This window comes from Streptomyces sp. ISL-98 (assembly GCF_018614055.1).
Classification (GTDB): Bacteria; Actinomycetota; Actinomycetes; order Streptomycetales; family Streptomycetaceae; genus Streptomyces; species Streptomyces spiramyceticus.
Genome location: NZ_JAGGPB010000004.1, coordinates 393,336 through 415,717, shown reverse-complemented (window position 1 = coordinate 415,717; position 22,382 = coordinate 393,336). Strand labels below are relative to the sequence as shown.

Annotated in this window: 25 protein-coding genes and 1 tRNA gene; 23 read left to right on the top strand and 3 right to left on the bottom strand. The window is 69.0% G+C overall.

Annotated features, from left to right (window positions below; genetic code table 11):
• The first annotated feature begins 217 nt into the window (after positions 1-217).
• A complete protein-coding gene (locus tag J7I98_RS05220; RefSeq protein WP_214919029.1) occupies positions 218-448 on the top strand; it encodes a hypothetical protein in 231 nt (76 codons plus the stop codon).
• Between the two features lie 761 nt (positions 449-1,209).
• Positions 1,210-2,430 carry a helix-turn-helix transcriptional regulator gene (locus tag J7I98_RS05215; RefSeq protein WP_308377671.1) on the top strand — a complete coding sequence of 407 codons (1,221 nt, stop codon included), beginning with the start codon at positions 1,210-1,212 and terminating at the stop codon, positions 2,428-2,430.
• A 128-nt stretch (positions 2,431-2,558) separates the two neighbouring features.
• Here the strand turns inward: J7I98_RS05215 and J7I98_RS05210 are convergent, their stop codons facing one another.
• Entirely contained in the window at positions 2,559-2,915 is a 357-nt protein-coding gene (locus J7I98_RS05210; protein ID WP_214919020.1) for a GntR family transcriptional regulator, read from the bottom strand.
• A 180-nt stretch (positions 2,916-3,095) separates the two neighbouring features.
• Here J7I98_RS05210 and J7I98_RS05205 point away from each other — a divergent pair, with 180 nt between their 5' ends.
• The 13 genes from J7I98_RS05205 (at position 3,096) to J7I98_RS05145 (ending at position 11,673) form a co-directional block, all read left to right on the top strand.
• The gene (locus tag J7I98_RS05205) at positions 3,096-3,440 is read left to right on the top strand and encodes a hypothetical protein (RefSeq protein WP_214919018.1); all 345 of its coding nucleotides are present in this window, start codon (positions 3,096-3,098) and stop codon (positions 3,438-3,440) included.
• A 5-nt stretch (positions 3,441-3,445) separates the two neighbouring features.
• Positions 3,446-4,795, top strand: a complete 1,350-nt coding sequence (locus tag J7I98_RS05200; RefSeq protein WP_214919010.1) for an FtsK/SpoIIIE domain-containing protein — start codon at positions 3,446-3,448, stop codon at positions 4,793-4,795.
• An 81-nt stretch (positions 4,796-4,876) separates the two neighbouring features.
• Entirely contained in the window at positions 4,877-5,044 is a 168-nt protein-coding gene (locus J7I98_RS05195; protein WP_214919008.1) for a hypothetical protein, read from the top strand.
• Between the two features lie 3 nt (positions 5,045-5,047).
• Positions 5,048-5,239 carry a hypothetical protein gene (locus tag J7I98_RS05190; RefSeq protein ID WP_214919006.1) on the top strand — a complete coding sequence of 64 codons (192 nt, stop codon included), beginning with the start codon at positions 5,048-5,050 and terminating at the stop codon, positions 5,237-5,239.
• 78 nt (positions 5,240-5,317) lie between these two features.
• Positions 5,318-5,986: a DUF2637 domain-containing protein gene (locus J7I98_RS05185; RefSeq protein ID WP_214919004.1), complete on the top strand. Its 669-nt coding sequence runs from the start codon at positions 5,318-5,320 to the stop codon at positions 5,984-5,986.
• Between the two features lie 13 nt (positions 5,987-5,999).
• The gene (locus J7I98_RS05180) at positions 6,000-6,194 is read left to right on the top strand and encodes a hypothetical protein (RefSeq protein WP_214919002.1); all 195 of its coding nucleotides are present in this window, start codon (positions 6,000-6,002) and stop codon (positions 6,192-6,194) included.
• 19 nt (positions 6,195-6,213) lie between these two features.
• The gene (locus tag J7I98_RS05175) at positions 6,214-6,498 is read left to right on the top strand and encodes a SpdD-like protein (RefSeq protein WP_214918997.1); all 285 of its coding nucleotides are present in this window, start codon (positions 6,214-6,216) and stop codon (positions 6,496-6,498) included.
• 89 nt (positions 6,499-6,587) lie between these two features.
• Positions 6,588-6,785, top strand: a complete 198-nt coding sequence (locus J7I98_RS05170; protein ID WP_214918994.1) for a hypothetical protein — start codon at positions 6,588-6,590, stop codon at positions 6,783-6,785.
• A complete protein-coding gene (locus tag J7I98_RS05165) occupies positions 6,779-8,314 on the top strand; it encodes a DNA cytosine methyltransferase (RefSeq protein ID WP_214918992.1) in 1,536 nt (511 codons plus the stop codon). The genes J7I98_RS05170 and J7I98_RS05165 overlap by 7 nt, the downstream gene beginning before the upstream one ends.
• Positions 8,311-8,736 (top strand): ASCH domain-containing protein, encoded by a 426-nt coding sequence (locus J7I98_RS05160; RefSeq protein ID WP_214918990.1) that lies wholly within the window; start codon positions 8,311-8,313, stop codon positions 8,734-8,736. Before J7I98_RS05165 ends, J7I98_RS05160 begins: the two co-directional genes overlap by 4 nt.
• Entirely contained in the window at positions 8,729-10,084 is a 1,356-nt protein-coding gene (repSA, locus tag J7I98_RS05155) for a replication initiator protein RepSA (protein ID WP_214918988.1), read from the top strand. Before J7I98_RS05160 ends, repSA begins: the two co-directional genes overlap by 8 nt.
• Complete coding sequence (locus tag J7I98_RS05150) at positions 10,085-10,282, top strand: AlpA family transcriptional regulator (protein ID WP_214918985.1); 198 nt, start codon at positions 10,085-10,087, stop codon at positions 10,280-10,282.
• On the top strand, positions 10,282-11,673 hold the full coding sequence (locus tag J7I98_RS05145) for a tyrosine-type recombinase/integrase (protein ID WP_214918977.1): 1,392 nt from the start codon (positions 10,282-10,284) through the stop codon (positions 11,671-11,673). The genes J7I98_RS05150 and J7I98_RS05145 overlap by 1 nt, the downstream gene beginning before the upstream one ends.
• A gap of 175 nt (positions 11,674-11,848) precedes the next feature.
• On the opposite strand, the gene J7I98_RS05140 is transcribed toward J7I98_RS05145, so the two are convergent.
• Positions 11,849-11,924: transfer RNA gene (locus J7I98_RS05140), tRNA-Arg, on the bottom strand.
• 318 nt (positions 11,925-12,242) lie between these two features.
• On the opposite strand from J7I98_RS05140, the gene J7I98_RS05135 reads away from it, so the two are divergent.
• The 7 genes from J7I98_RS05135 to J7I98_RS05105 all read left to right on the top strand — a co-directional run bounded on the left by J7I98_RS05135 (position 12,243) and on the right by J7I98_RS05105 (position 20,828).
• Positions 12,243-13,844, top strand: a complete 1,602-nt coding sequence (locus J7I98_RS05135) for a dynamin family protein (protein ID WP_214918975.1) — start codon at positions 12,243-12,245, stop codon at positions 13,842-13,844.
• Between the two features lie 6 nt (positions 13,845-13,850).
• Positions 13,851-15,650, top strand: a complete 1,800-nt coding sequence (locus J7I98_RS05130; RefSeq protein WP_214918973.1) for a GTPase — start codon at positions 13,851-13,853, stop codon at positions 15,648-15,650.
• Positions 15,651-15,762: 112 nt separating this feature from the next.
• Entirely contained in the window at positions 15,763-16,167 is a 405-nt protein-coding gene (locus tag J7I98_RS05125) for a single-stranded DNA-binding protein (RefSeq protein WP_214918970.1), read from the top strand.
• Between the two features lie 333 nt (positions 16,168-16,500).
• Positions 16,501-17,859 carry a Cys-Gln thioester bond-forming surface protein gene (locus J7I98_RS05120; RefSeq protein ID WP_308377670.1) on the top strand — a complete coding sequence of 453 codons (1,359 nt, stop codon included), beginning with the start codon at positions 16,501-16,503 and terminating at the stop codon, positions 17,857-17,859.
• 161 nt (positions 17,860-18,020) lie between these two features.
• Positions 18,021-19,685 carry an energy-dependent translational throttle protein EttA gene (gene ettA / locus J7I98_RS05115; protein ID WP_214918955.1) on the top strand — a complete coding sequence of 555 codons (1,665 nt, stop codon included), beginning with the start codon at positions 18,021-18,023 and terminating at the stop codon, positions 19,683-19,685.
• A 1-nt stretch (position 19,686) separates the two neighbouring features.
• The gene (locus J7I98_RS05110; protein ID WP_214918938.1) at positions 19,687-20,127 is read left to right on the top strand and encodes a thioesterase family protein; all 441 of its coding nucleotides are present in this window, start codon (positions 19,687-19,689) and stop codon (positions 20,125-20,127) included.
• Complete coding sequence (locus J7I98_RS05105) at positions 20,124-20,828, top strand: hypothetical protein (protein ID WP_214918935.1); 705 nt, start codon at positions 20,124-20,126, stop codon at positions 20,826-20,828. Before J7I98_RS05110 ends, J7I98_RS05105 begins: the two co-directional genes overlap by 4 nt.
• Positions 20,829-20,901: 73 nt before the next feature.
• Here the strand turns inward: J7I98_RS05105 and J7I98_RS05100 are convergent, their stop codons facing one another.
• Positions 20,902-21,306: a globin gene (locus J7I98_RS05100; RefSeq protein ID WP_214918921.1), complete on the bottom strand. Its 405-nt coding sequence runs from the start codon at positions 21,304-21,306 to the stop codon at positions 20,902-20,904.
• Between the two features lie 99 nt (positions 21,307-21,405).
• Between J7I98_RS05100 and J7I98_RS05095 the strand changes: the two genes are divergently transcribed.
• The gene (locus J7I98_RS05095; protein ID WP_214918907.1) at positions 21,406-22,377 is read left to right on the top strand and encodes a methyltransferase domain-containing protein; all 972 of its coding nucleotides are present in this window, start codon (positions 21,406-21,408) and stop codon (positions 22,375-22,377) included.
• The last annotated feature ends 5 nt before the right edge of the window (positions 22,378-22,382 follow it).

Here is a 22,382-nt window from a genome sequence, read left to right as displayed (position 1 = left end):
ACCTACGCGGTCACGGCACTAGACACGGCGGCGAGCCGCGTCCGACTAGTCGTCGTTGGTCATTGCTGGCTGTTGCCGATCAACCTCGGACGGCCCATAGACGGCCCAGGGTTCAGCTCTCGGGGTTGCAAGCCCGCGACACCCCGCTGTTCACCGCGGCATCCGCTGGCGATGCCGTCACACTGTCGTCACCTGATGTCCGGACATGAGGAGAGCCATGGGCCTCACGCTGGAAGAGTTCCGCAAGTTGTCCGACGCCGAACTGGTCACGCGACACGACCAGCAAGCTGAGAACCTGACGGAGAGTACGAGCCTCTACCTCAACGAGCTGAATCGTCGGGCTGCAGAGCGTTCCGAGCACGCAACCCGTGTTCTCTCCGTGATCAACGCAGCCTTGGCGGTGGCTGCTGTTGCGGTAGCTGTGATCGCGTTGCTTATCGACTCGTAGGGAGCCAGCCGATCGGGCGCGCCGTACACCGCGCTGAGGTCGGATCCACGGGTTTGGCCGGTGTCCTGCCCGGTTTGGGGTCGAGCATGATCAGGGGGCCATACGCTGGCCAGCAACTCGGGCAGGCTGTGATCCTGCCCGGAATTTGAACGAGTGGCCCCCTGGTCTTGCTCGACGCGGGACCCGAACCGGGGAGGTGGGTAAAGCCGTGGAGCCGACCGTCCCCACCACCGGCCTGGCATTTCGCCCCCCTTGTGGGCGCGGGCGGGCGACGACGCGCGGCCCGGTGACGTAGGCATGGAGGGCGGCGCGTCGGCGCCCGGCCGACGCCGCCGCACTCCGTGCGGCACCTCTGATCCCTGCATCAGACAGCATCACTGTTCAGGAGGCCGGGAAAGCAGACGCCTCAAGCGTCAACTGTGGTGTTCTCCCGAGCTTCCACTGCGGTACCCGGTGCCAGTGCCCTGGTGTTGTTGCTGCCTTCCGGGAGCCGCTCAGACGCATTGCGGGAAGGGGAGGAAGCCGTCCCGTGTGGCTGGGCTGGGCTGCGGCGGATGGGCTGGCAGTGGATCGGCTCGCTGCCCGAACCGTGGGCGGGCGGCGAGCGAAGCGAGCTACTTGATGAAGTAGGGAAACTCTGTCCGCGCCACCCGGCGGGCCGTAACTGACCATCGGACACTGGCTGTTCGTGCGGGCGCTGTCACTTTTACTGACAGTGGCTCACCTGAGCACGGGTACCTTCGTAGTGTCGAAAGGAGCCCATGATGGGGGCCGATCTAAGCACAGGGCAGCGGGTAGCGCGGGCACGACGACGAATGGGCTGGGACCAAGCGCGGCTGGCCGCTGCTGTTGATCGCTCCGTGAGCTGGGTCTCGAAGATCGAAACAGGCCGCCTCCCTCTCGACCGGATGAGCGTCCTCGGTCAGCTCGCTGAAGTACTCGGCGTAGAAGTGATCGAGCTGACGGGCCAGCCATACCGGCACGAGACTGCGGAACTCGACTCAGGCCACGCTGCGATTCCTGGGCTGCGGCTTGCCCTGCAACAGGCGACCATGCCCGGCGGAGCCGTACTCATCGGTGCGACCACCCTTCCAACGCTGGACGATCTCATTGCGCGTGTGGAGGCTGCCGAGAGGCTGAGGCAGGACGCCAAGTTCACCGCGCTCGGAGATGTCCTCCCGCAGATCCTTCGCGACTTGGTGGTCCTCTGTGACGCTGCCGAGGGTGACGATGCGCGTAGGGCTGAGGCCCTGATGTTGCGGTCGAGCCACATGGCGCGGGTCTCCTCGAACCTCCTTGGGCATCACGATCTGGGTTGGAGCGCCGTACAGCGCGAGCTAGTAGCTGCCGAGCGTGCAGAGTCGCCCATTCTTCGAGCTGCTGCCCGATGGGATCTGTGCGGGGTCTGGCTTCATGAGGGTGAGCTGGGTGCGGCGCGAGACATGGCTGTGCGCGCCCTGGACGACCTGGAGCCTCACATGGCTTCGGCCGACGCGCCTGTCCGATCGCTGTGGGGCGCAATGCATCTGCGCGCGGCGGTGGCCTGGTCTCGCCTGTGGGACCGCACGGAAGCTGAATCACACTTGGCTGAAGCTCGGCGCGTGGCTACCGATCTGCCCGCCGACGGCAACGTTTTTCAGACGCAGTTCAATGCGGTGAATGCAGAAATCCATTCGGTCGAGGTCAGCCTGGAACTTGGGCACCCGCGTGATGTGGTGTCGCGCGCCGAGCTCGTCGACGTTGTCCACATCGCCTCTGGCGAGCGGCAATCCCATTTCTGGGTCTGCACCGCTGCCGGGCAGATGATGAACGGCAAGGTCGGTCCTGCGGCTGACGCGATCTTGCGCGCTGACGCTATCGCTCCTCAGCACGTTCGCAATCGACCGATCGCGCGGAATCTCGTGGACGATCTACGGTCCAGCGACAGGCACTCGCGTGCGGAGGAAGTACGGCTCCTCGCTGGTCGAATGAAGCTCGGCTGATCACGACAACTGGAAGGGGGAGACTGACGTGAGGGTCGCGGACAGGGCACGCTTATTGGTCGAGCTGCACGAGATCCGAAAGAAGTTAAGTGAAGCGAGCCAGCGGGTGGAGCGGCTATCTTCCTCCGTCAGGAGCGCTCGCGCGCCTGACCTTCGAGACGATCGAGCCGCGAGTTGATGACGTCCAATGCGGCTTTGATCTCGGCAAGTTCGCCGACCATCTGTCTGTCCTGCTCGGAACCACCGTCGGGCGGATCACTCGCGACGAACGTTCCACGCCCCTGCTGGCTGACGATCAACCCTTCGTCTCGCAGGATGTCCAGAGCGTGCCGAACCGTCATCGAAACAACGCCGTAGCGCTCGGCCATCTTGGCGTTGCCCTCTAGCTTCTGCCCAGCCTTGAGCACGCCAGTGGCGATCTTCCGGCGTAGGTCGTCGGCGATTTGCACATAGGCGGTGCGCGGATCATCTGGGCTCACAGTCACGTGACCAGGTTACCTAAGTGACCTAAAGAAATCTTCCCCAGAGGCTTGCGCTTCCACTTCTCTACAGTAATCTAGGTAACACAAGAGAACCTGGACAGGTTGATCGCCTGTCAAGCGAGGAGCGGCGGCCCTACCGCCAAGCAGTCCGCCGCTCCCCAACCCCTGAAAGGGAGTTCCATCATGCGTCAGATCCCCGTGGACACCGCAGTGATGACAGTGATGCTGATCCAGGCCCCCGAGCCGAAGGTGAAGAACCGGGAGACCGGCGAGATCGCGGTCGACAAGCAGTCAGGCAAGACCCTGTTCAACGTGAACGTGGCCGTGATCGTGGATGGCCGTCCCGACGCGGTGACCATCGTGGTCGCTGAGGACGGTGTCCAGCCGGACCTGTTCCCCGGTATGCCGGTAGCGCTGCCCGGCCTCGTGGCCCGTCCGTGGGAGAACGACTTCGGTCACGGGATCAGCTTCCGTGCGAGCGCTGTGATGGCTCAGCAGGTCCCGGCTGCGTCCAATGGCAAGGGCTGATCGCCATGACCGAGCTGCTGTTAGCCATAGGCGCGTTGTGGCTCTTCGCTCTGGTCGCTCGGGCCAAGGCCCCTTCCCTCTACTGGGCCCTGTTCGGCCTTCCGGCCGCGCTGTGCCGGGTCTTCTCCTCCTACCGTCAGACGCTGGAAGCGTGTGAGCTGACGGTGTCCCCGGCGTGGTGGCGGGTGTTCGCCAACAAGGTGGCCGGCGCCGACGTGCTCCGCCCTGGCATCCCCAGGATTCGCGGGATCTACCCGACCGCCACGGGCCTGCGGCTGCGGATGCGCTTGGCTGCTGGCCTGGCACCGGAGCATGTGGAGGCTTCGGCGGAACGCCTGCGCCATGCCTGGGCGGTCCACTCGGTCCATGTCTCCGAGATCCAGCCCGGCATCATCGAGCTGCGCATGACCGGCTTCGACATCCTCGGACGGGTGCGAATGCCGCGCCGCCTGGCCGCCGGTCCGCTGTCCGTCGTGGTCGGTCTGCGAGAAGACGGCCTGCCGTATGTACGCGACTACCAGGACATCCCACATGAGCTGACGCTGGGCGCGAACAAGTCCGGCAAGTCGATGTACCAGCGCTGCCTGGTCGCCGGACTCGCGCCGCAGAACGTGGCCCTTGTCGGGATCGACTGCAAGCGCGGTGTGGAGCAAGGCCCCTTCGCCCCGCGCTTCTCCGCCCTGGCGACCACTCCGGATCAGGCGGACGGGCTGCTGGACGCGCTCGTGGAAGAGATGGAAGACCGGTTCGACCTGCTGTGCCTGCACCAGGGCATCACGGCGGACACCCCGCTGGAAGACATCACCTCCGACATCTGGGGCCTGCCCAAGCACCTGCGCCCGGTCCCCATCGTGGTCCTGCTGGATGAGATCGCGGAACTGTTCCTGGTGGCCTCCAGGGTCGACAGCGCCCGCCGGGACCGCATGGTCACCCAGCTTGTGCGGCTGGCTCAGCTCGCCCGTGCGGTCGGCATCTACCTGGAGATCTGCGGGCAGCGCTTCGGCTCGGAACTCGGCAAGGGCGCCACCGCCCTGCGTGCTCAGCTCACCGGCCGTGTGGTGCACCGCTGCAACGACAAGCAGACCGCCGAAATGGGCCTGGGCGACATCAACGACCTGGCCGTCCACGCCGCGACCGCCATCACCGCCGACCGGCCTGGCACCGCCATTGCCGGGGACGCATCCGGTGGCTGGTCCCGCATCCGCACCCCGCACAAGAAGCTGGGCCAAGTCGCCGCCCTCTGTGCCGAGTTTGCCCACCTGACTCCGGATATCCCGGCCCTCGCCCCGTTCCGGCCCCAGGTGTCGTCGCCGCCCGTCGCGGCTTCGGTACCGGCACCGGCCGTCGGCCCGTAGTACCTCGCACCACCTCACACCGGTTGGCGTGACCCTCTCGCGCCGTGTCCCTACCCCCGCCATGCCTGAAGGAGGCACCACATGTCCCGCTACCTCATCGAACTCGGCACCCCCGAGGACCCCGGTCACCTGGGCAGCTTCGCGACGGAGGCTGAAGCCGAGACCTTCGACCGCCAGCACGTTCAGCCGGTGCTTGAGCCGGGCGAGACCAGCCGCGTCGTCCCCGACAACCGCCCCCCGGAGCGCTGACCCGTGGCCGCCACGCGCAAGCCCACCGGCCGGCGGACCGCCGCTAAGAAGCCGCCCCCGTGCCCGGACTGCAAGAGGGCCGGACAGGTCTCCGAAGCCTTCAAGGTCGGTGGCCGCACCAAGCGCGAGAGCGACGACCGGCAGGAAGCTCTCTGCCTGACCTGCTTCGGCACCGGCCAGGCCCTCACCGACTAGCACCCGCCACGGCCGGGCGGACGGACCTGTGAGCCCCGCCCGGCCCTGGCCCCAAACCCTCAAGGAAGGAGAACCGCGATGCGCCCCACGATCCGCATGGATGCCGTGCTCGTACAGGCCGTGATCGCCGGTGCCCTGTCCTTCGCCCACCTCCACGACATCGCCGAAGCCGCCGGACAGGACGGCTGGAAAGCCTGGGCCTACCCCGTCAGCGTCGACCTGCTGCTCGTCGCTGCCTGGCGGCGCCTGCGCAACCTGCGTACGGCAGGAGACCCGACCCGTGCCGCGTGGACCTGGTTCACCGTCGCCCTCGTCGCATCCCTGGGTGCCAACGTCGCCACCGCCGGGCTGCTCGACCTCAACGACGTTCCGGCGTGGCTGCGGATCCTGGTCGCCGGCTGGCCCGCGCTGGCCTTCCTCGGCGGCACCCTCCTCGTCCACACCCCATCCGCCCGACCGGCCGATGAGCCTGCCGCCCCGGCAGTCGAGATCGACCGCGAAGAGCCTGCCACGCCGTTCCTGGCACCCGAGCCTGAGCCCGCTGAGGCGATCTCAGCACCTGAGCTTGAGCCTGCCCCGGCCCCGCCGCCCGCCGTTGCGGTGCCTGCCCCACTGCTGGAGCACGCCCGCAAGGTCGCCGCCGCGCACCACTCCACAACCGGCAACCGCATCGACGCCGACACTCTGCGCGCCCGCCTCGGTGTCCCGGTCCCGATGGCTGAGGCCATCGCCTCCCAACTCGCCTGAAAGGACAGCACCGGTGACCGTCTCCCTGCCGTTCGTCTTCGTCCTGGCCCTGGTCGCGTGGTTCGCGGTCAAGACCCTCCACATCCGCCCCTGGCTCGTCGTGGTCCTGGTCCTCCTGGGCTTCTACCTCCAGGGCACGTTCCTCGGCCCCGCGATCGACTCCAGCACCCGCACCGGCGTCGACGTCATCAACGACACCACCAAGTGACCCGAAAGGAAGATCCGCCATGTTCAAGCCCAAATACCCGACCCCGGACACCTACACCGTGACCAGCCACACCATGGCCCCGCTCCCGCAGCAGGACACCGCTCCCGCGCCCCGGTCGGCTGCCGCCCCCGCATCCGCCACCGGTGCCGTTGTGGACCTGGTCAAGTCCAACCCGCTTGTCGCCGTCGGCGGAGTGGTGGTGCTCGGTGCGGTGCTCACCTCGATGTTCCTGGCCGTCGCCCTGACCGCCGGATCCCTGGCCGTGCTCGCCGTGGTGATCCGCTCGCTGATGCACCAGCGCTGACCGACCCTCCGGGCGGCCTCAACCGCCAAGTGTCCGCCGCCCGGACGGCCAAGCCCCTCCCCGACTGCATCAAGGAAGGAACAACCATCATGCACGACCACGGTTTCCGGATCTGCCCGGACTGCGACGGCTTCCCGATCGTCGCCATCACCACCGGCACCCGACACGCCGACGGCACCCGCCACGTCATCCCTGTTCTGTGCCCGGCCTGCCACGGCACCGGCCACGCCCCCCGCTGGCTCGTCACCACCCGGCCGGCTTCGGTGAAGGCGGGTGCGTCGTGCTGAGCGTCTACGACGAGTTCGCCGGGGTCGGCGGCTCCAGCGAGGGACTGACCAAGGTCCCCGGAACCCAGCTCATCTTCGCCGCCAACCACAACCCCCAGGCGGTCGCTTCGCACGCGGCGAACTTCCCCGGCGTCGACCACTTCGAAGGCGACGTGGCCCGCGCGGACATCACCAAGTTCCCGCGCGCGGACATCTTCTGGGCGTCCCCGTCGTGCCCGCCGTGGTCCAACGCACGTGGCAAGCGCCGCGACTTCGACCACTCCACCCAAGGCGTCCTGTTCTGGGAAGAGCAGCCGGACCCCGAGACCAAGCGCGCCCGCGCCCTCATGGAGGAAGTCCCGCGCTACCTGCGCGCCATGAACCTGCGCGGACGCCCGGTGCTGGCCGGTGTCGTGGAGAACGTCATCGAGTGCCGCAAGTGGGACCAGTGGAACCGCTGGATCACAGAGATCCGTGCCGAGGGCTACGAGACCCGCGTCATCGCCCTGAACTCCATGCACGTCACCGCCGCCCGGTCGTTGCGCGCTCCGCAGTCCCGCAACCGGCTGTTCGTCGCCTACTGGCACACCAGCCTGGGCCGCACCCCCGACTGGAACAAGTGGCTGCGCCCCACAGCCTGGTGCACGACCTGCGAGATGCGCGTGACCGCCTTGCAGGTGTTCAAGAAGCCCGGCACGGACATGGGCGCGTACGGGAAATACGGCCAGTACTACTACCGGTGCCCCCACGTGAAGTGCCGCAACGCCATCGTCGAACCCGACGTGATCTCCGCCTCCGCCGCCATCGACTGGTCACTCCAGGGCACCCGCATCGCCGACCGCAGCGAACCGCTGGCCGACGCCACGATGGAACGCATCCGGGTGGGCATCGCGAAGTACGCGCGTCCCATGACGGTGCCCGCCGGCGGAACCTGGCGCAACGACGCATCGCCGATCGACCGGCCGATGCCGACCCGCACCACCCGCGAAACCGACGGCCTGGCCGTGCCGCCCCTCCTCGTCCCCACCGAGGGCCGTGACGGCAAGGTCGCCACCTCCGTCCGGGATCCGTTACGGACGCAGACCGCCCGCAACGAGACCGGGCTGGCGATCCCGCCATTCCACATCAGCCTGCGCGGCGGAGGGGCGAAGAACGCCGCTCACTCGATCAAAGAGCCGGTCGGCACGGTCACCGCGTCCGGCAATCACCACGGCCTCGTCACCGGCCAGACCCTCCTGATCCCGTACTACAGCAATGGCACCGCCCGCCCCGTCCAGGAACCAGTCGGCACGGTCACCACACGGGACAGGTGGTCGCTGGCGGAAGTCGCCTCCAGCGTCGACCTGGCCGATGTGCGGTTCCGGATGCTGGAGCCCTGCGAAATCGGCCGCGCCATGGCCTTCCCCGACACCTACATCGTCCACGGCAACAAACGTGACCGCGTCCGCCAGTACGGCAACGCCGTCACCCCGCCCGTCGCCGAAGTCCTCATCTCCGCACTCGTCGAAACCATCACCGGCACCGCCCTGGACCGGGAGGCGACGGCATGACCGAGACCTCCGAAGAAGTGCGAGCGCTGACGTTGTGGCAGCCCTGGGCGAGCTGCATCGCCTACGGCACCAAGCGGGTCGAGAACCGGCCCTGGCCCACCGATCACGGGGGCCCGGTGCTGATCCACGCCGGGCAGACCATCGACCCCAACGCCCAAGACCTCCCCATGACCCGGGCGTTCCTGCGCCGTTCGCAGCCCAAGGGCGCCATCGTCGCCGTGGCGCTCCTGGACGGCTGCCATGCGGATGACGGGTACTGCACGCTGTGGTCCGCACGCGGACGCTGGCACTGGCACCTGACGAACGTCACTGCCCTCGCCGCCCCTCTGCCCTGGCCCGGCGCACGCGGCCTGTGGATCCCGCCCGCCAGCCTGCTCGCGTCCACGGTCCTCGCTTCGGCTCTGGAGGCGGCCCGTGGCTGACACGCTCGACCCGACCACCCTGGGCGACCTGCTCAGGGTGGCTTCGGCCCCCGACTTCGACCGCTGGCAACAACAGATCCACAAGACCGGCGGCTGCTCACAACCCATCCACCTCACCGGCTGGTCCCTCACCCGCGACAAGACCACCGGCGAGACCCTGCACGCCTACTCCACCGCCGCTGAGCCCGGTGGCCGGCTGCGGATCGCCTGCGGAAACCGCCGCGCATCCCGCTGCGAGCCCTGCGCCTACCTCTACGCCGGGGACGCCTACCGCCTCGTCCGCGCCGGACTGGCCGGCGACGACACCATGAACATCCCCGCGACCGTCCGCACCCGGCCGCGCGTCTTCGTGACCCTGACCGCGCCCTCCTTCGGACCGGTCCACAACCGCCCCGACACCGGCCGCTGCCGCTGCGGCACACGCCACACCGAGAACGATCCCGCCCTCGGCACGGCGCTCGACCCCGCCACCTACGACTACGCGGGCGCGGTGCTGTTCAACAACCACGCCGGGGAGCTTTGGCACCGCTTCATCAACCGGCTCCGCCGCGAGATCGCCGCCAGCGCCGGACTCACCCAAAAGGCGTTCAAAGAGGCTGCCCGGTTGTCCTTCAACAAAGTCGCGGAGTTCCAAAAGCGGGGGGCGATCCACTTCCACGCCGTCATCCGCATCGACGGACCCGACGGACCCGAAACCGAACCCCCGCGGTGGGCCACCCAAGAACTCCTCACCCACTGCATCGAAGCCGCCGCCGCCCACCCCTACGTCACCGCCACCATCCCCGCCACCAACGACCACCCGTCCCGGACGCTGCGCTGGGGCAAGCAACTCGACATCCGCCCCATCAAGGCATTCGACGACGCGGGCGACATCACCGAACAGGCCGTGGCCTCCTACGTCGCCAAATACGCCACCAAAGCAGCCGAGACCACCGGCACCCTGGACCGCCGCATCGGGGAGCTGGCCGAACTCGACCAACACCAGGTACCCGACCACGCCCGCCGCCTCATCCGCGCCTGCTGGAACCTCGACCCGGCATACCCCGACCGCAAGCTGTGGGCCTGGGCGCACATGCTCGGCTTCCGAGGCCACTTCCTCACCAAATCCCGCCGCTACTCCTCGACCTTCGGCGAGCGCCGACAGATCCGCGCCGACTACCGCGCCGCCGAACAACGGGAAGCCCTCGGCCTGCCCGACCCCCAGACAACGCTCGTCCTCGCTCACTGGCGCTACGCCGGCCACGGCCACACCCCCGGCGAATCCGCCCTCGCCGCCTCCATCGCAGAAGACATCCGCATCAACCGAGAAACCGCCCGCGAAGCCATGGCGGCGGGGGAGGGCGGCTAGGTGACGACTGCACTTCGTTCCCGAGGGCTGCTCACTCTTGCCGAAGCCTGTGAGGAGTTGAAGATCTCGCGTTCGACCTTCTACGACTGGCGGCAGAAGCGACGCGCTCCCCGCTGCATCAAGCTGCCGAACGGCGATCTGAGGATCCGCCGCAGCGAGCTGGATCACTGGCTCGACGATCGTGAGGACGGTGCCTGATGGAGACCACTTACGACGTCAAGGTCTACAAGATCCTTACCTACAAGGGGAGGCGGAAGACCTCGTACACCGTCCGATGGGTGGTTGCTGGCAAGCCGTTCCGCGAGACGTTCGCGACGTATGCCCTGGCTGACTCCTTCCGATCGGACCTGGTTTCCGCGACCCGGCGGGGAGAGGCGTTCAGCCAGACCGCAGGGCGTCCGGTGTCCCATCAATCCGGTGCGAGCGCGGTGAACTGGTACGACTTCGCGATCGAGTTCACCGATGCTCAATGGCGACGCACCTCCGGGAACAACCGTAAGAACGTGGCCAAGGCGCTCATGACAACGACGATTGCCCTGCTGCGAACGCCTCCACCGAACAGCTTCGATCCAGTCGAGATCCGCACGGCGCTGCGGGAGTTCGCTTTCAACTCGAACCGTCGCCAGCAGGCCCCGCCGGAAGTGCTCACGATCCTGAGGTGGGTGCGGCGCAACACCCTGTCCATGGCCGCTTGGGAGGACTCAGCCAAGGTCGAAAAGACCTTGGAATCCCTCGCGACCTTGCTCGATGGCTCGACTGCTGCCGCGTCCTCCGTCAAGCGAAACCGTCGCATCCTGAACGTCACCATGGAGTACGCGATCAAGCGCAAGATCCTGCGCGCGAACCCACTTCCGAAGGGGAGGGGGACAGTGCCGAAGACTTCGTCGGCGGTCGACAAACGATCCCTCATCAACCCGGACCATGCAGCGCGGCTGCTCGGATGGGTCGGGCATCGCCCCCGCGGTGGACGACGGCTGCAGGCCTTCCTCGCCACCATCTACTACGCCGGCTGTCGCCCGGAAGAAGTCGTCGCCATGCGCGTCCTGGACGCACGGCTGCCGGGTGAGGGCGAAGAGGACCAGTGGGGTGAGCTGCTGTTCCACACCGCACAGCCTGAGGTGGGGAAGCAGTGGACGGACACCGGGGAAGTGCACGAAGAACGCGGGCTCAAGGGCAGGGCCGCTGATGACACTCGGGTCGTCCCGTGCCGCCCGGCCCTGACAAGGATCCTGCGCGAACACATCAGGGCGGAGAGCCTGAAGCCCGGCGACCTTCTTTTCCCAGGGGAGAAGGGCGACATGCTGTCCGGCTCGGTCTTCCGGCGCGCCTGGCGGAGCGCTCGTAAGGAAGTCCTCACGCCGGAGGAATTCGCGTCACCGCTCGGCAGGCGCGTCTACGACCTGCGGCACACGTGTCTGACGACGTGGCTCAACCACGGGGTCCCGCCGGCTCAGGTGGCCGAATGGGCGGGCAACAGCGTGCCCGTGCTCCTCGCCACGTACGCCCGGTGCATCTCCGGACAACTCAAGGATCATCAGAGGCGCATCGAGGCCGGGGGAGATCTTCCCGACCTGCCCGGAGATCCCTGAGCCGCCCGGGAAAACTTCGACACGTATTCGACAGAGCGACCCGCAGAAACCCGGTGACAGCCGGACATCGCCGGACCCTCCCCGCCGTTGCCGGGGGGCGGTCCGGCTCTTGAGTGTGAGCTGGAAGACCTCGGCTGACCAGCAAAAAAGCCCTCCCCGAGGGAGGGCTGGGCGTTGGCGCCCCCGGCAGGACTCGAACCTGCGGCCAAGCGCTTAGAAGGCGCCTGCTCTATCCACTGAGCTACGGGGGCCAGATCGTGGCCTCGGTGGTCCGGGGCCCCGGGCTGGGAGGTCCTGGACCTTGCCGGGGACAAGGATAGGGCTCCGATCGCCTTGGGCCGGTTGCTTCAGCTGCGTGACACGATGTGGAGGTTCAGTGAAGCGCTCCCGATAATCGCAGGCGAGTGCGAATCGTGCACCGCTTTTGACGCCTGGCGTCCCGGGTGTTGTGCACTCGTTATGCCTGCGCCCCACTCGTCCCGTCTGTCCCTGGCCGACAATCGGCGCGCAGAGATCCCTTTAGGCTTCTAAAAGACGGCAAAATTGGGCATTCTTCGCATGTGGTGACCTTGGACGCACGGCCTCAGCTGATCGACGCACTCTCCGCCCTGCGCGACCGTGTCGCCGCCGTGCGCCTGCCGCTCCCTCTTCCGGGGGCTCCGCGTGCGCGGCAGGCGCGGGTCGAGCTGCTGGCGCAGCTCGACGACTATCTGGTGCCCCGGCTCAAACAGCCCGAGGCACCGCTGCTCGCCGTCATCGGCGGGTCCACCGGCTCCGGCAAGTCGACGCTCGTCAACTCCCTGGTGGGCAGGCGCGTCAGCGAAGCCGGCGTGCTGCGGCCAACGACGCGGACGCCCGTGCTCGTATGCCATCCGGACGATCAGCAGTGGTTCTCGGAATTGCGTGTGCTGCCGCAGCTCACGCGCGTATCGGTGCCTCCGGGCGGCGAGAAGAGGGCTCAGCGGGCCGACTGGGCGCGGGCCGAGGCCGAGGGGCGTGCGCTGCGGGTGGAGACCGTGGCGACGCTGCCGCGCGGGCTCGCGCTGCTCGACGCGCCCGACATCGATTCCCTCGTTGCGCGCAATCGCGAACTGGCCGCCGAACTGATCTGCGCCGCCGACGTGTGGGTGATGGTGACCACCGCTTGCCGGTACGCCGACGCCGTCCCGTGGCATCTGCTCCGTACCGCAAAGGAGTACGACGCCACCCTCGTCACCGTCCTCGACCGGGTGCCCCACCAGGTCGTCGCCGAGGTGTCGCAGCAGTACGGGGCGCTGCTCACCAAGGCCGGGCTCGGTGACGTGCCCCGGTTCACCATCCCCGAGCTGCCCGAATCCGCCGGCGGCGGCAGCGGGCTCCTGCCGTCCACCGCCGTCGCGCCGCTGCGCGCCTGGCTGGCGCACCGGGTGCACGACCCGGCGGCCAGACAGCAGGCGGTGGGCCGTACCGCCTCGGGGGTCTTCGATTCCCTCAACACCCGGATGCCCGAGCTCGCCTCGGCCGTCGCCGCGCAGTACGCCGCTTCTGTGCGGCTCACGACGGCTGTGGAGGGGGCGTACGAGAAGGAGGGCGCTCGGGTACGTCGAAGGCTCCAGAGCGGCGCTGTACTGGCCGGAGACGCCCTCACGCGCTGGCGCGGCTACCCGCTGGACAGCAACGCCCGCGAGCTCCTCGACTCGCTCACCGGGAGCCTCACCGCGCTCCTGGAGTGCGCCGTGGCCGCCGCCGAGGAGCACGTCCACGAGGCGTGGGCGCGCGAGCCCGCGGCGGGCGGGGTGGCGATCGGCGCCACCGACATGGAGGCGGGCGAGCGGATCGGGATGGCCGTGCGGCGCTGGCGCCGGGTGCTCGAAGAGCTGGCCGAGGAAGAGGTACGGGACATGGAGCGGCCACCCGCCCCCGACCCCGAGACCGTCGCGTCGCTCCTCGCGGCCACCCTGCTGGGCGGGCGGCGGACGCGCAGCGCCGGGGAACGGCTGGCCGAGCGGATCGGTGCGATCAGCGCAACGCGGCTGCGCGACAAGGGCGGGGCACTGCTCACGACGTACATCGACGGCGTACTGAATGCCGAACGGGACTTCAGGCTCGCGCCGCTCGACGCCCTCGAAGTTACTCCGGAGCCGCAGGCCGAGCTGATCGCCGCGCTCTCCGTACTGCAGAAGGAGAAGTGACTCCCGGTGACCGCTGTTACTGACCGGACCGATCACGGTGACGAGCGTGATGAACGTGATGAGAGTGAGAGTGATGACGGTGGCGAAGGGCGTTGGGACGACGGGCTGATCGCACGGCGTGTCGCGGAAGCGGCCGTCTCGTCCGACGATTCCGGGCCCGACGCGCCCGAGACCCCCGAGGCGTACGACGAACTGCCGGGCGGTGACACGTACGGCGGCGTACTGCGCGGACGCCTCGACGCCCTGCGCGAGCTGGTGGGGCTCTCCCGTACCCGCATCGAAGGCGGCACCCTCGACGAGGCCGGCCGGGTGCTCGACGAGGCCGCGGCCCGGCAGCGGCTCTCGGCGCGGCACACCGTCGTCGCCATCGCGGGCGCCACGGGCAGCGGCAAGTCGACGCTCTTCAACGCGCTCGCCGGTGTGCAGATCTCCGACACGGGCCTGCGCAGGCCGACCACCTCCGCCCCCATCGCGTGCAGCTGGACGGACGGCGCGGCCGGGCTGCTGGACCGCATCGGCATCCCGGGACGGCTGCGCCGCAGGCCCGCGCTCGGCCGTGAGCGCGACGAGGCGCTGGACGGGCTCGTGCTCGTCGATCTCCCCGATCACGACTCGGCGATGACCGCCCACCGCGACCAGGTGGACCGGGTGCTCAAGCTGGTCGACGCGGTGATCTGGGTCGTCGATCCGGAGAAGTACGCCGATGTCGTGCTCCACGAGCGCTATCTGCGGCCGCTCGCCGGACACGCGGAGATCACCTTCGTGGTGCTCAACCAGGTGGACCGGCTGCCGGGGGACGCCGCCGACCAGGTGCTCGACGACCTGCGCAGGCTGCTGGACGAGGACGGCATGGCGGTGGGCGAGCACGGCGAGCCCGGCGCCACGGTGCTGTCGCTGTCGGCCCTGACCGGGCACGGCGTGGGGGAACTGCGCGAGATGCTCGGCCAGTTCGTACAGGAGCGCACCGCACCGGCGCGGCGCCTGTCCGCCGACGTGAGCGCGGCGGCGGCCCGGCTGCGCCCGGTCTACGTCGCCGACGGACGGCGCCCCGAGCTCGACGAGCGGGCCCGCGCCCACTTCACGGAACGGCTCGCGCAGGCCGTGGGCGCGACGGCGGTGGCCGAGGCGGCGGAGCGCGAATGGACCAGGAACGCGGGGACGGCGTGCGGGACGCCGTGGCTGAAGCTGTGGCGCTGGTACGAGGCGAGGCGCGAGCCGGGGGCCGGCACTGATCCGGCAGGCCGGCAGACCCCGGCCGACGAGGAGGTCACCGCCAGGCAGCGCGTCGAGCAGGCCGTACGCAAGGTGGCGGACGAGGCGGCGGCCGGGTTGCCCGCACCCTGGGCGCAGGCGGTACGGGAGGCGGCGGTGCGCGGCGCGGCGGGGCTGCCGGAGGAACTGGACGTACTGGCGGTACAGGCCGGCCTGCCGCGCGACAGGCCGCCCAGGCCCGCGTGGTGGCCGCTCGCGGTGCTCGCACAGGCTTCGATGACGCTGCTTCAGATCTTCGGCGGGCTGTGGCTGGTGGGCCAGATCGTCGGCGTACTGGAGCCGGGTCTGCTGCCACCCGTTCTGGTGATGCTGGCCGGGATCATCGGCGGCCCGGTGGTGGAGTGGTCCTGCTCGGTGGCGGCCAGGGGGCCTGCGCGGCGGTACGGGCAGGAGGCCGGGCGGCGGCTGCGGGAGGCGGCCGCCGGGTGCGGGCGGGCGCGCGTACTGGATCCGGTGTCGGCGGAGCTGATGCGGTACCGGGAGGTGCGGGAGCAGTACGTGGCGGTGACGGGGTTGTCCACAACCGGGAGGTAGCCCACAGGCTCCAGCGTGCACGGCGCGTCCGGTCCAGCATGGGATCAGATCGATCGAGGCGCTGGAGCCTCATGGATGGATGACCGGCGGATGACGGACGGGGGCGGACGGCATGAGTGACACCTGGGTGACGTTGGTGGGCAATGTCGCGACGGGCGTGGACTACCGGGACTCGGCGGCGGGCGGGGTGGCGCGGTTCCGGTTCGCGGTGACGGCGCGGTACTGGGACCGGCAGAAGGAGAGCTGGGCGGACGGGCACTCCAGCTTCTACACGGTGTGGGCGCGGCGGGCGCTCGCGACGAACCTTGCCGGGTCGCTCTCGGTCGGTGAACCACTGGTCGTATATGGGCGATTGAGGGTGCGGGACGAGGAGAAAGACGGTCAACGAAGGTTCTCCGCGGACATCGAGGCCCTGACTGTGGGGCACGACATGACGCGCGGGACTTCGGCCTTCAGGCGGGTGGTGAAGGGGGATCCGGCCCTGCTGGAGAACCGCCCGAGGACACCGGTGCCCTGACGTGACCTGACCCTCACGACCGGCCGATTCCTACGGTGATTTGTCGACAGGCCCAGCTCAGAGGGCTGTTGGCGATAACAATTCCGAGTCGGAATGGTTATGTGACGGCATGACAGGCGGCTGCCGTCCCACGCGTCCCTAGGATTCCCGGATACTCACGGGGCACTTGAGTCTGCCGGCGAGGCGCTCCCCCACGCTCGCATCACCCATGCGAAGGAGCCTCGCCCGAAGGGGAATTCTGTGTTTTCTGCGCTCTCGGCATTTTCTGCGCGCTCTGCGTCTTCCGGACGCCCTGTACGGCGGCGGGGCTCCGCCCGTCTCGCCGCCGCGGTCGTGGCTTCGGGCCTCGTCGCGGCCGGTGCGATAGCCGCTGCGGGTCCCGCCGCAGCGGAAGAGGCACCGCAGCACCAGGGCGGGGCGGCAGCCACGCTCGACGGGCTGACCACCTACGACAAGGCCGTCATCCACGCGGACGGCGGTGACCAGCAGATCTCCGCCGGCCTGTTCGAGATGACCGTCGACGGCGGGGGCACGCTCAAGACGTACTGCATCGACATCCACCGCCCGACGCAGGGGCAGGCGAAGTACCTGGAGACCTCCTGGGACCAGACCTCGCTCGGCGGCAACCGGGACGCCGGCAAGATCCGCTGGATCCTGGAGCACTCGTACCCCCAGGTGGACGACCTGAGTGCGCTGGCCGCGCGGGCCGGGGTCGACTCGCTCACCGAGCAGACGGCCGCGGCGGGCACCCAGGTCGCGATCTGGCGGTACTCCGACCACGTCAAGGTCGACGCGGTCGACCCCAAGGCCGAGAAGCTCGCCGACTTCCTGGAGAAGAACGCGCGCGGCGCCGCCGAGCCCGCCGCGTCCCTGACGCTGGAGCCGAACGCGGTCTCCGGCAAGGCAGGAAAGAAGCTCGGCCCGGTCACCGTCCGTACCAACGCGGACCGCGTCACCGTGGCCCCGCCCGCCATCACCTCCGGCAGCGCCGACGGTGTCAAGATCGTCGGCAAGGACGGCGAGCCCGTCACCACTGCCGTCAACGGCAGCGAGCTGTACTTCGACGTCCCCGCCGACGCCGCCGACGGCTCGTCCTCGCTGACGGTTCAGGCCACCACCTCGGTGCCGGTCGGCCGCGCCTTCTCGGGCGTCACGCAGAGCCAGACGCAGATCCTGGCCGGCTCCAGCGAGTCCACCGTCTCGGCCGGTGCCACGGCCACGTGGGCCAAGAAGGGCGCCGTCCCGGCACTCTCCGCCAGGAAGAACTGCGCCGAGGGCGGCGTGGACATCACCGCGAGCAACAAGGGCGACGAGCCGTTCAGCTTCGAGCTCATGAGCTTCAAGCACACCATCGGAGCCGGCCAGTCGCGCACCGTGACCATCCCGGTCCAGGAGGACCAGGCGTACGACTTCACGATCAAGGGCCCGGGCGGCTTCAGCAAGAACTTCAAGGGCGTCCTCGACTGCAAGACCTCCGTCGCCGCGACCACCGGCACCATGGGCCAGCCCCAAAACCGCCCCAGCCCGGCCACGGCCGGTGACATCCCCGTCGACGAAGGCCTGGACCTCGCCGAGACCGGGAGCTCCGACGCGACGCCGATGATCGCGGGCGTGGCGATCGCGTTCGTCGTGGCCGGCGGCGCCGCGGTCTTCCTGCTCCGCAAGAAGAAGGCACCTTCGGACGACGAGTAGGGACAGGTGCAGTACGGCAGCGCTCGGTGACCGAGCGGTGACAGCGGCCCCGGTTGCCCTTTGGCGCACCGGGGCCGTTGGCATACCCGTTTCCGTCAGGGGATGGACGTCAGGCAAGATGGGGTGTATCTGCCCACACATCGATTGCCGGACGGTTTCTCTTGGCTGAGTACATCTACACGATGCGCAAGACGCGCAAGGCGCACGGCGACAAGGTCATCCTTGACGACGTCACGCTGAGCTTCCTGCCCGGCGCGAAAATCGGTGTGGTGGGTCCCAACGGTGCCGGTAAGTCCACGGTGCTGAAGATCATGGCCGGCCTGGAGCAGCCGTCCAACGGTGACGCGTTCCTGTCGCCCGGATACAGCGTCGGCATCCTCATGCAGGAGCCGAAGCTCGACGAGTCCAAGACGGTCCTGGAGAACGTCCAGGACGGCGCCGCCGAGATCATGGGCAAGCTCCAGCGCTTCAACGAGGTCGCCGAGCTCATGGCGACCGACTACTCGGACGCCCTGATGGACGAGATGGGCAAGCTCCAGGAGGACCTGGACCACTCCAACGCCTGGGACCTCGACGGTCAGCTGGAGCAGGCCATGGACGCGCTGGGCTGCCCGCCCGGCGACTGGCCCGTCACCAACCTCTCCGGTGGCGAGAAGCGCCGCGTCGCGCTCTGCAAGCTGCTGATCGAGGCCCCCGACCTGCTCCTCCTCGACGAGCCCACCAACCACCTCGACGCCGAGTCGGTGAACTGGCTGGAGCAGCACCTCTCGAAGTACGCGGGCTGCGTCATCGCCGTCACTCACGACCGGTACTTCTTGAACAACGTCGCCGAGTGGATCCTTGAGCTCGACCGCGGCCGTGCCATCGCCTATGAGGGCAACTACTCCACGTATCTGGAGAAGAAGCAGGCCCGCCTCAAGGTCGAGGGCCGTAAGGACGAGAAGCGGCAGAAGCGGCTCAAGGACGAGCTGGAGTGGGTGCGGTCGAACGCCAAGGGGCGGCAGACCAAGTCCAAGGCGCGTCTTGCCCGTTACGAGGAAATGGCCGCCGAGGCGGACAAGATGCGGAAGCTGGACTTCGAGGAGATCCAGATTCCGCCGGGCCCGCGTCTCGGTTCGATCGTCGTCGAGGTCGAGAACCTGTCGAAGGCGTTCGGCGAGAAGGTTCTGATCGATGACCTGAGCTTCACGCTGCCGCGCAACGGCATCGTGGGCATCATCGGCCCCAACGGCGCCGGCAAGACCACGCTCTTCAAGATGCTTCAGGGCCTGGAGACGCCGGACGCCGGCCAGGTCAAGATCGGCGAGACGGTCAAGATCTCGTACGTCGACCAGAGCCGCGCCAACATCGACCCCAAGAAGACCCTCTGGGCGGTCGTGTCGGACGAGCTGGACTACATCAATGTCGGTCAGGTCGAGGTGCCCTCGCGGGCCTACGTCTCCGCCTTCGGCTTCAAGGGCCCCGACCAGCAGAAGCCGGCCGGTGTCCTGTCGGGCGGTGAGCGCAACCGCCTCAACCTGGCGCTGACCCTCAAGGAGGGCGGCAACCTGCTCCTCCTCGACGAGCCGACCAACGACCTCGACGTCGAGACACTGTCGTCCCTGGAGAACGCGCTGCTCGAGTTCCCCGGTGCGGCCGTGGTCATCTCCCACGACCGCTGGTTCCTCGACCGAGTGGCGACGCACATCCTCGCCTACGAGGGCGAGTCCAAGTGGTACTGGTTCGAGGGCAACTTCGAGTCGTACGAGAAGAACAAGGTCGAGCGCCTCGGTGCGGACGCGACTCGCCCGCACCGCGCGACGTACAAGAAGCTCACCCGGGGCTGATGTGAGCCGGCACATCTACTCCTGCCCCCTGCGCTGGTCGGACATGGATGCCTTCGGGCACGTCAACAACGTCGTGTTCCTCCGATACCTGGAGGAAGCGCGGATCGACTTCATGTTCCGGCTGGCGCCGGGGGACGGCTCGCCGTCGTTCTCCGGCGGGTCCGTCGTGGCCCGGCACGAGATCGACTACAAGCTGCCGCTGGTCCACCGGCACGAGCCGGTGACCATCGAGTCCTGGGTCACGAAGATAGGCGCGGCGTCCCTGACGATCGCGTACGAGATCAAGGACGAGGACACCGTGTACGTACGGGCCTCGACCGTCGTCGTGCCGTACGACCTGGAAGCGGCGCGGCCCCGTCGTATCTCGGCGGAGGAGAAGCGCTTCCTCCAGGCGTACCTGGACGACGGTCAGGATCGTCAGCAGGAGGCCGTGGCCGCATGACGGCACAGCGTCTCGCGCCGGCCGATGCCGGGGAGGCGGCGGATCTCGTCGCCTTCCTGGCCCGGCTGATCCACTGGGACAAGACCGCGGTCGTACGGCTGCAGGGGCACGGATCGGCGCTGGCCGTCTTCGGGCAGCCGCCCTTCGGGGGCGGCGTGCTCGCCGTCCGTACGGTGGAGATCGCCGCGCCCGTCGAACTGGACACGACCGTGTCGGCCGGGCAGCTCCTGGAGGGCATCGACGAGCAGGGCGGGCTGGTGTCTGTGCCGCCGGCGGTGACCGGTAAGCCGTGGGCCGGGGTGCTGCCGCCGCAGGGTGGCTGGAAGCGGGTCGCCGAGCTGGCGGCGGATGATCTGCGGGGCGCGGCTGCTGCCGCGGTCCGCGAATTCCGCGCTCGCAGCGAGGAGTTGGCTCCGGAGCGGCGGACCCGGGCGGGGCTCGACGCGCTCGCGGACGAGATCTGGTCGCGGCAGCTGGGCGGGTCCGGGCTGCCGTTGCGTGCGGTGCACGCGGCTCAGGCGCTGGGGTTTTTGCGGCCGGTGCGGGCCGGGGTGTCCTCGGCCGCCGGCGGCGGTGAGGGTGCCGGTGCGGAGCCGCTCGCTTTGCTGGCGGCCGGGCCGTGGCTTCGGCTTCGTACGCCGTACGGGTCGATCGCTGTGCGGCGGGCGGGGCTCGGGGCGCTTTCGGTGGCGCCGGTCTAGCTCGGCGGCGGTGCGGTGCGGGTTGCCTGCGGGTCGGAGAAAACAAGCCCCCGCAAGCCCCCACGCACCCGCGTCAGTCTGCCGCGTTCACCATTGAAGCCGCGGCGTACGTCAGGTACCCCCACAGCTCCTGCTCGTGCTCCTCGGAGAGGCCGAGCCCCTCGACGGCCTCGCGCATGTGCTTCAGCCAGGCGTCGTGAGCCGCCTTGTCGACGGTGAACGGCGCGTGCCGCATCCGCAGGCGGGGATGGCCGCGCTCGTCGCTGTACGTACGCGGGCCGCCCCAGTACTGCATCAGGAAGAGGGCAAGCCTCTCCTCGGCGGGGCCCAGATCCTCCTCCGGGTACATGGGCCGCAGCAGCGGATCCTCCGCGACCCCCTGGTAGAAGCGGTGCACCAGGCGCCGGAAGGTCTCCTCGCCGCCGACCCGCTCGTAGAAGGTCTGCTCCTGAAGCGTGCCTCGCGGAATCTCTTTCACGGGTCCATGGTCTCAGACGGGCGGCCGAAGACCTTCGGCCTAGGACCATCGGCCGGACTGGTACTCGCTTCCTGCCGCACGCCGCGCGACAGTGGGCCTATGGGCGCTGACGTCGACATGTACGCCGAGGCCCGCGCGGCGCTCGTGCAGGAGCTGGTGGCCGCCGGGGTTCTGGAGGACCCTGCCTGGCGCGCGGCCTTCACGGAGGTCCCGCGCCACCTTTTCGTGCCGTACTACTTCGTCGGCGGCGCGACCGGCTACGAGCGGCTGTGGGGCGAGGACCCCGATCCGGAACGGCGGGCGCGCTGGCTGCGCGGGGTGTACGAGGACACGCCCCTGGCCACTCGCGTGCGCGACGGCGAGCTGATCTCCTCCAGCAGCCAGCCGTCCCTGATGGCCAAAATGCTGACAGAGCTGGACGTACGGGGCGGGCACGCCGTACTGGAGATCGGCGCGGGCACCGGCTACAACGCGGCACTCCTCGCCCACCGGCTCGGCGGGGAGCTGGTGACCACCGTCGACCTCGACCCGGAGATCACCGAGTCGGCGCGCAAGCATCTGGAGGCGGCCGGTTACGACCCGGTGGTGGTGACTGGTGACGGCGCGCGCGGCTGCCCCGCGCGTGCGCCCTTCGACAGGATCGTCGCGACGTGCGCGCTGCCGTCCGTACCGCGTGACTGGCTGTCCCAGTGCCGGCCCGGGGCGCGGATCCTGGCGCCGCTGGCGACCGGGCTGATCGCGCTGGTGGTACAGGACGACGCGCACGCCGAGGGGCACTTCCTGCACACGCCCGCCTACTTCGTCCCGCTGCGGGGCGGCTCGCCGGGGCCTGCTCCCAGGTATGCGGGGGGACTGCCGCGCAGGGCGATGGAGAACGACCTCTTCCAGTTCATGCTGAGCCTGACCGCGGGCAGCCTCGACCCGTACGAGGCGCTCGCCCTGTGGCACCGGGAGCGGCGGCCGGAGCGGGAGCGGTTCGGGGTGACGGTCACTGGTGAGGGGGAGTGGGCGTGGCTGGACGACCCGCAGGGGCCGTATGCGTGGCCGCTGGTGGGTGGTGCGACGCGATAGGGGGT

What these genes read in the sequence shown, in the direction of transcription:
- J7I98_RS05220 (WP_214919029.1), top strand. Translation starts at nt 218, where the DNA reads ATGGGCCTCACGCTGGAAGAGTTCCGCAAGTTGTCCGACGCCGAACTG.
- J7I98_RS05215 (WP_308377671.1), top strand. Translation starts at nt 1,210, where the DNA reads ATGATGGGGGCCGATCTAAGCACAGGGCAGCGGGTAGCGCGGGCACGA.
- J7I98_RS05205 (WP_214919018.1), top strand. Translation starts at nt 3,096, where the DNA reads ATGCGTCAGATCCCCGTGGACACCGCAGTGATGACAGTGATGCTGATC.
- J7I98_RS05200 (WP_214919010.1), top strand. Translation starts at nt 3,446, where the DNA reads ATGACCGAGCTGCTGTTAGCCATAGGCGCGTTGTGGCTCTTCGCTCTG.
- J7I98_RS05195 (WP_214919008.1), top strand. Translation starts at nt 4,877, where the DNA reads ATGTCCCGCTACCTCATCGAACTCGGCACCCCCGAGGACCCCGGTCAC.
- J7I98_RS05185 (WP_214919004.1), top strand. Translation starts at nt 5,318, where the DNA reads ATGCGCCCCACGATCCGCATGGATGCCGTGCTCGTACAGGCCGTGATC.
- J7I98_RS05175 (WP_214918997.1), top strand. Translation starts at nt 6,214, where the DNA reads ATGTTCAAGCCCAAATACCCGACCCCGGACACCTACACCGTGACCAGC.
- J7I98_RS05170 (WP_214918994.1), top strand. Translation starts at nt 6,588, where the DNA reads ATGCACGACCACGGTTTCCGGATCTGCCCGGACTGCGACGGCTTCCCG.
- J7I98_RS05160 (WP_214918990.1), top strand. Translation starts at nt 8,311, where the DNA reads ATGACCGAGACCTCCGAAGAAGTGCGAGCGCTGACGTTGTGGCAGCCC.
- J7I98_RS05145 (WP_214918977.1), top strand. Translation starts at nt 10,282, where the DNA reads ATGGAGACCACTTACGACGTCAAGGTCTACAAGATCCTTACCTACAAG.
- J7I98_RS05125 (WP_214918970.1), top strand. Translation starts at nt 15,763, where the DNA reads ATGAGTGACACCTGGGTGACGTTGGTGGGCAATGTCGCGACGGGCGTG.
- J7I98_RS05105 (WP_214918935.1), top strand. Translation starts at nt 20,124, where the DNA reads ATGACGGCACAGCGTCTCGCGCCGGCCGATGCCGGGGAGGCGGCGGAT.
- J7I98_RS05095 (WP_214918907.1), top strand. Translation starts at nt 21,406, where the DNA reads ATGGGCGCTGACGTCGACATGTACGCCGAGGCCCGCGCGGCGCTCGTG.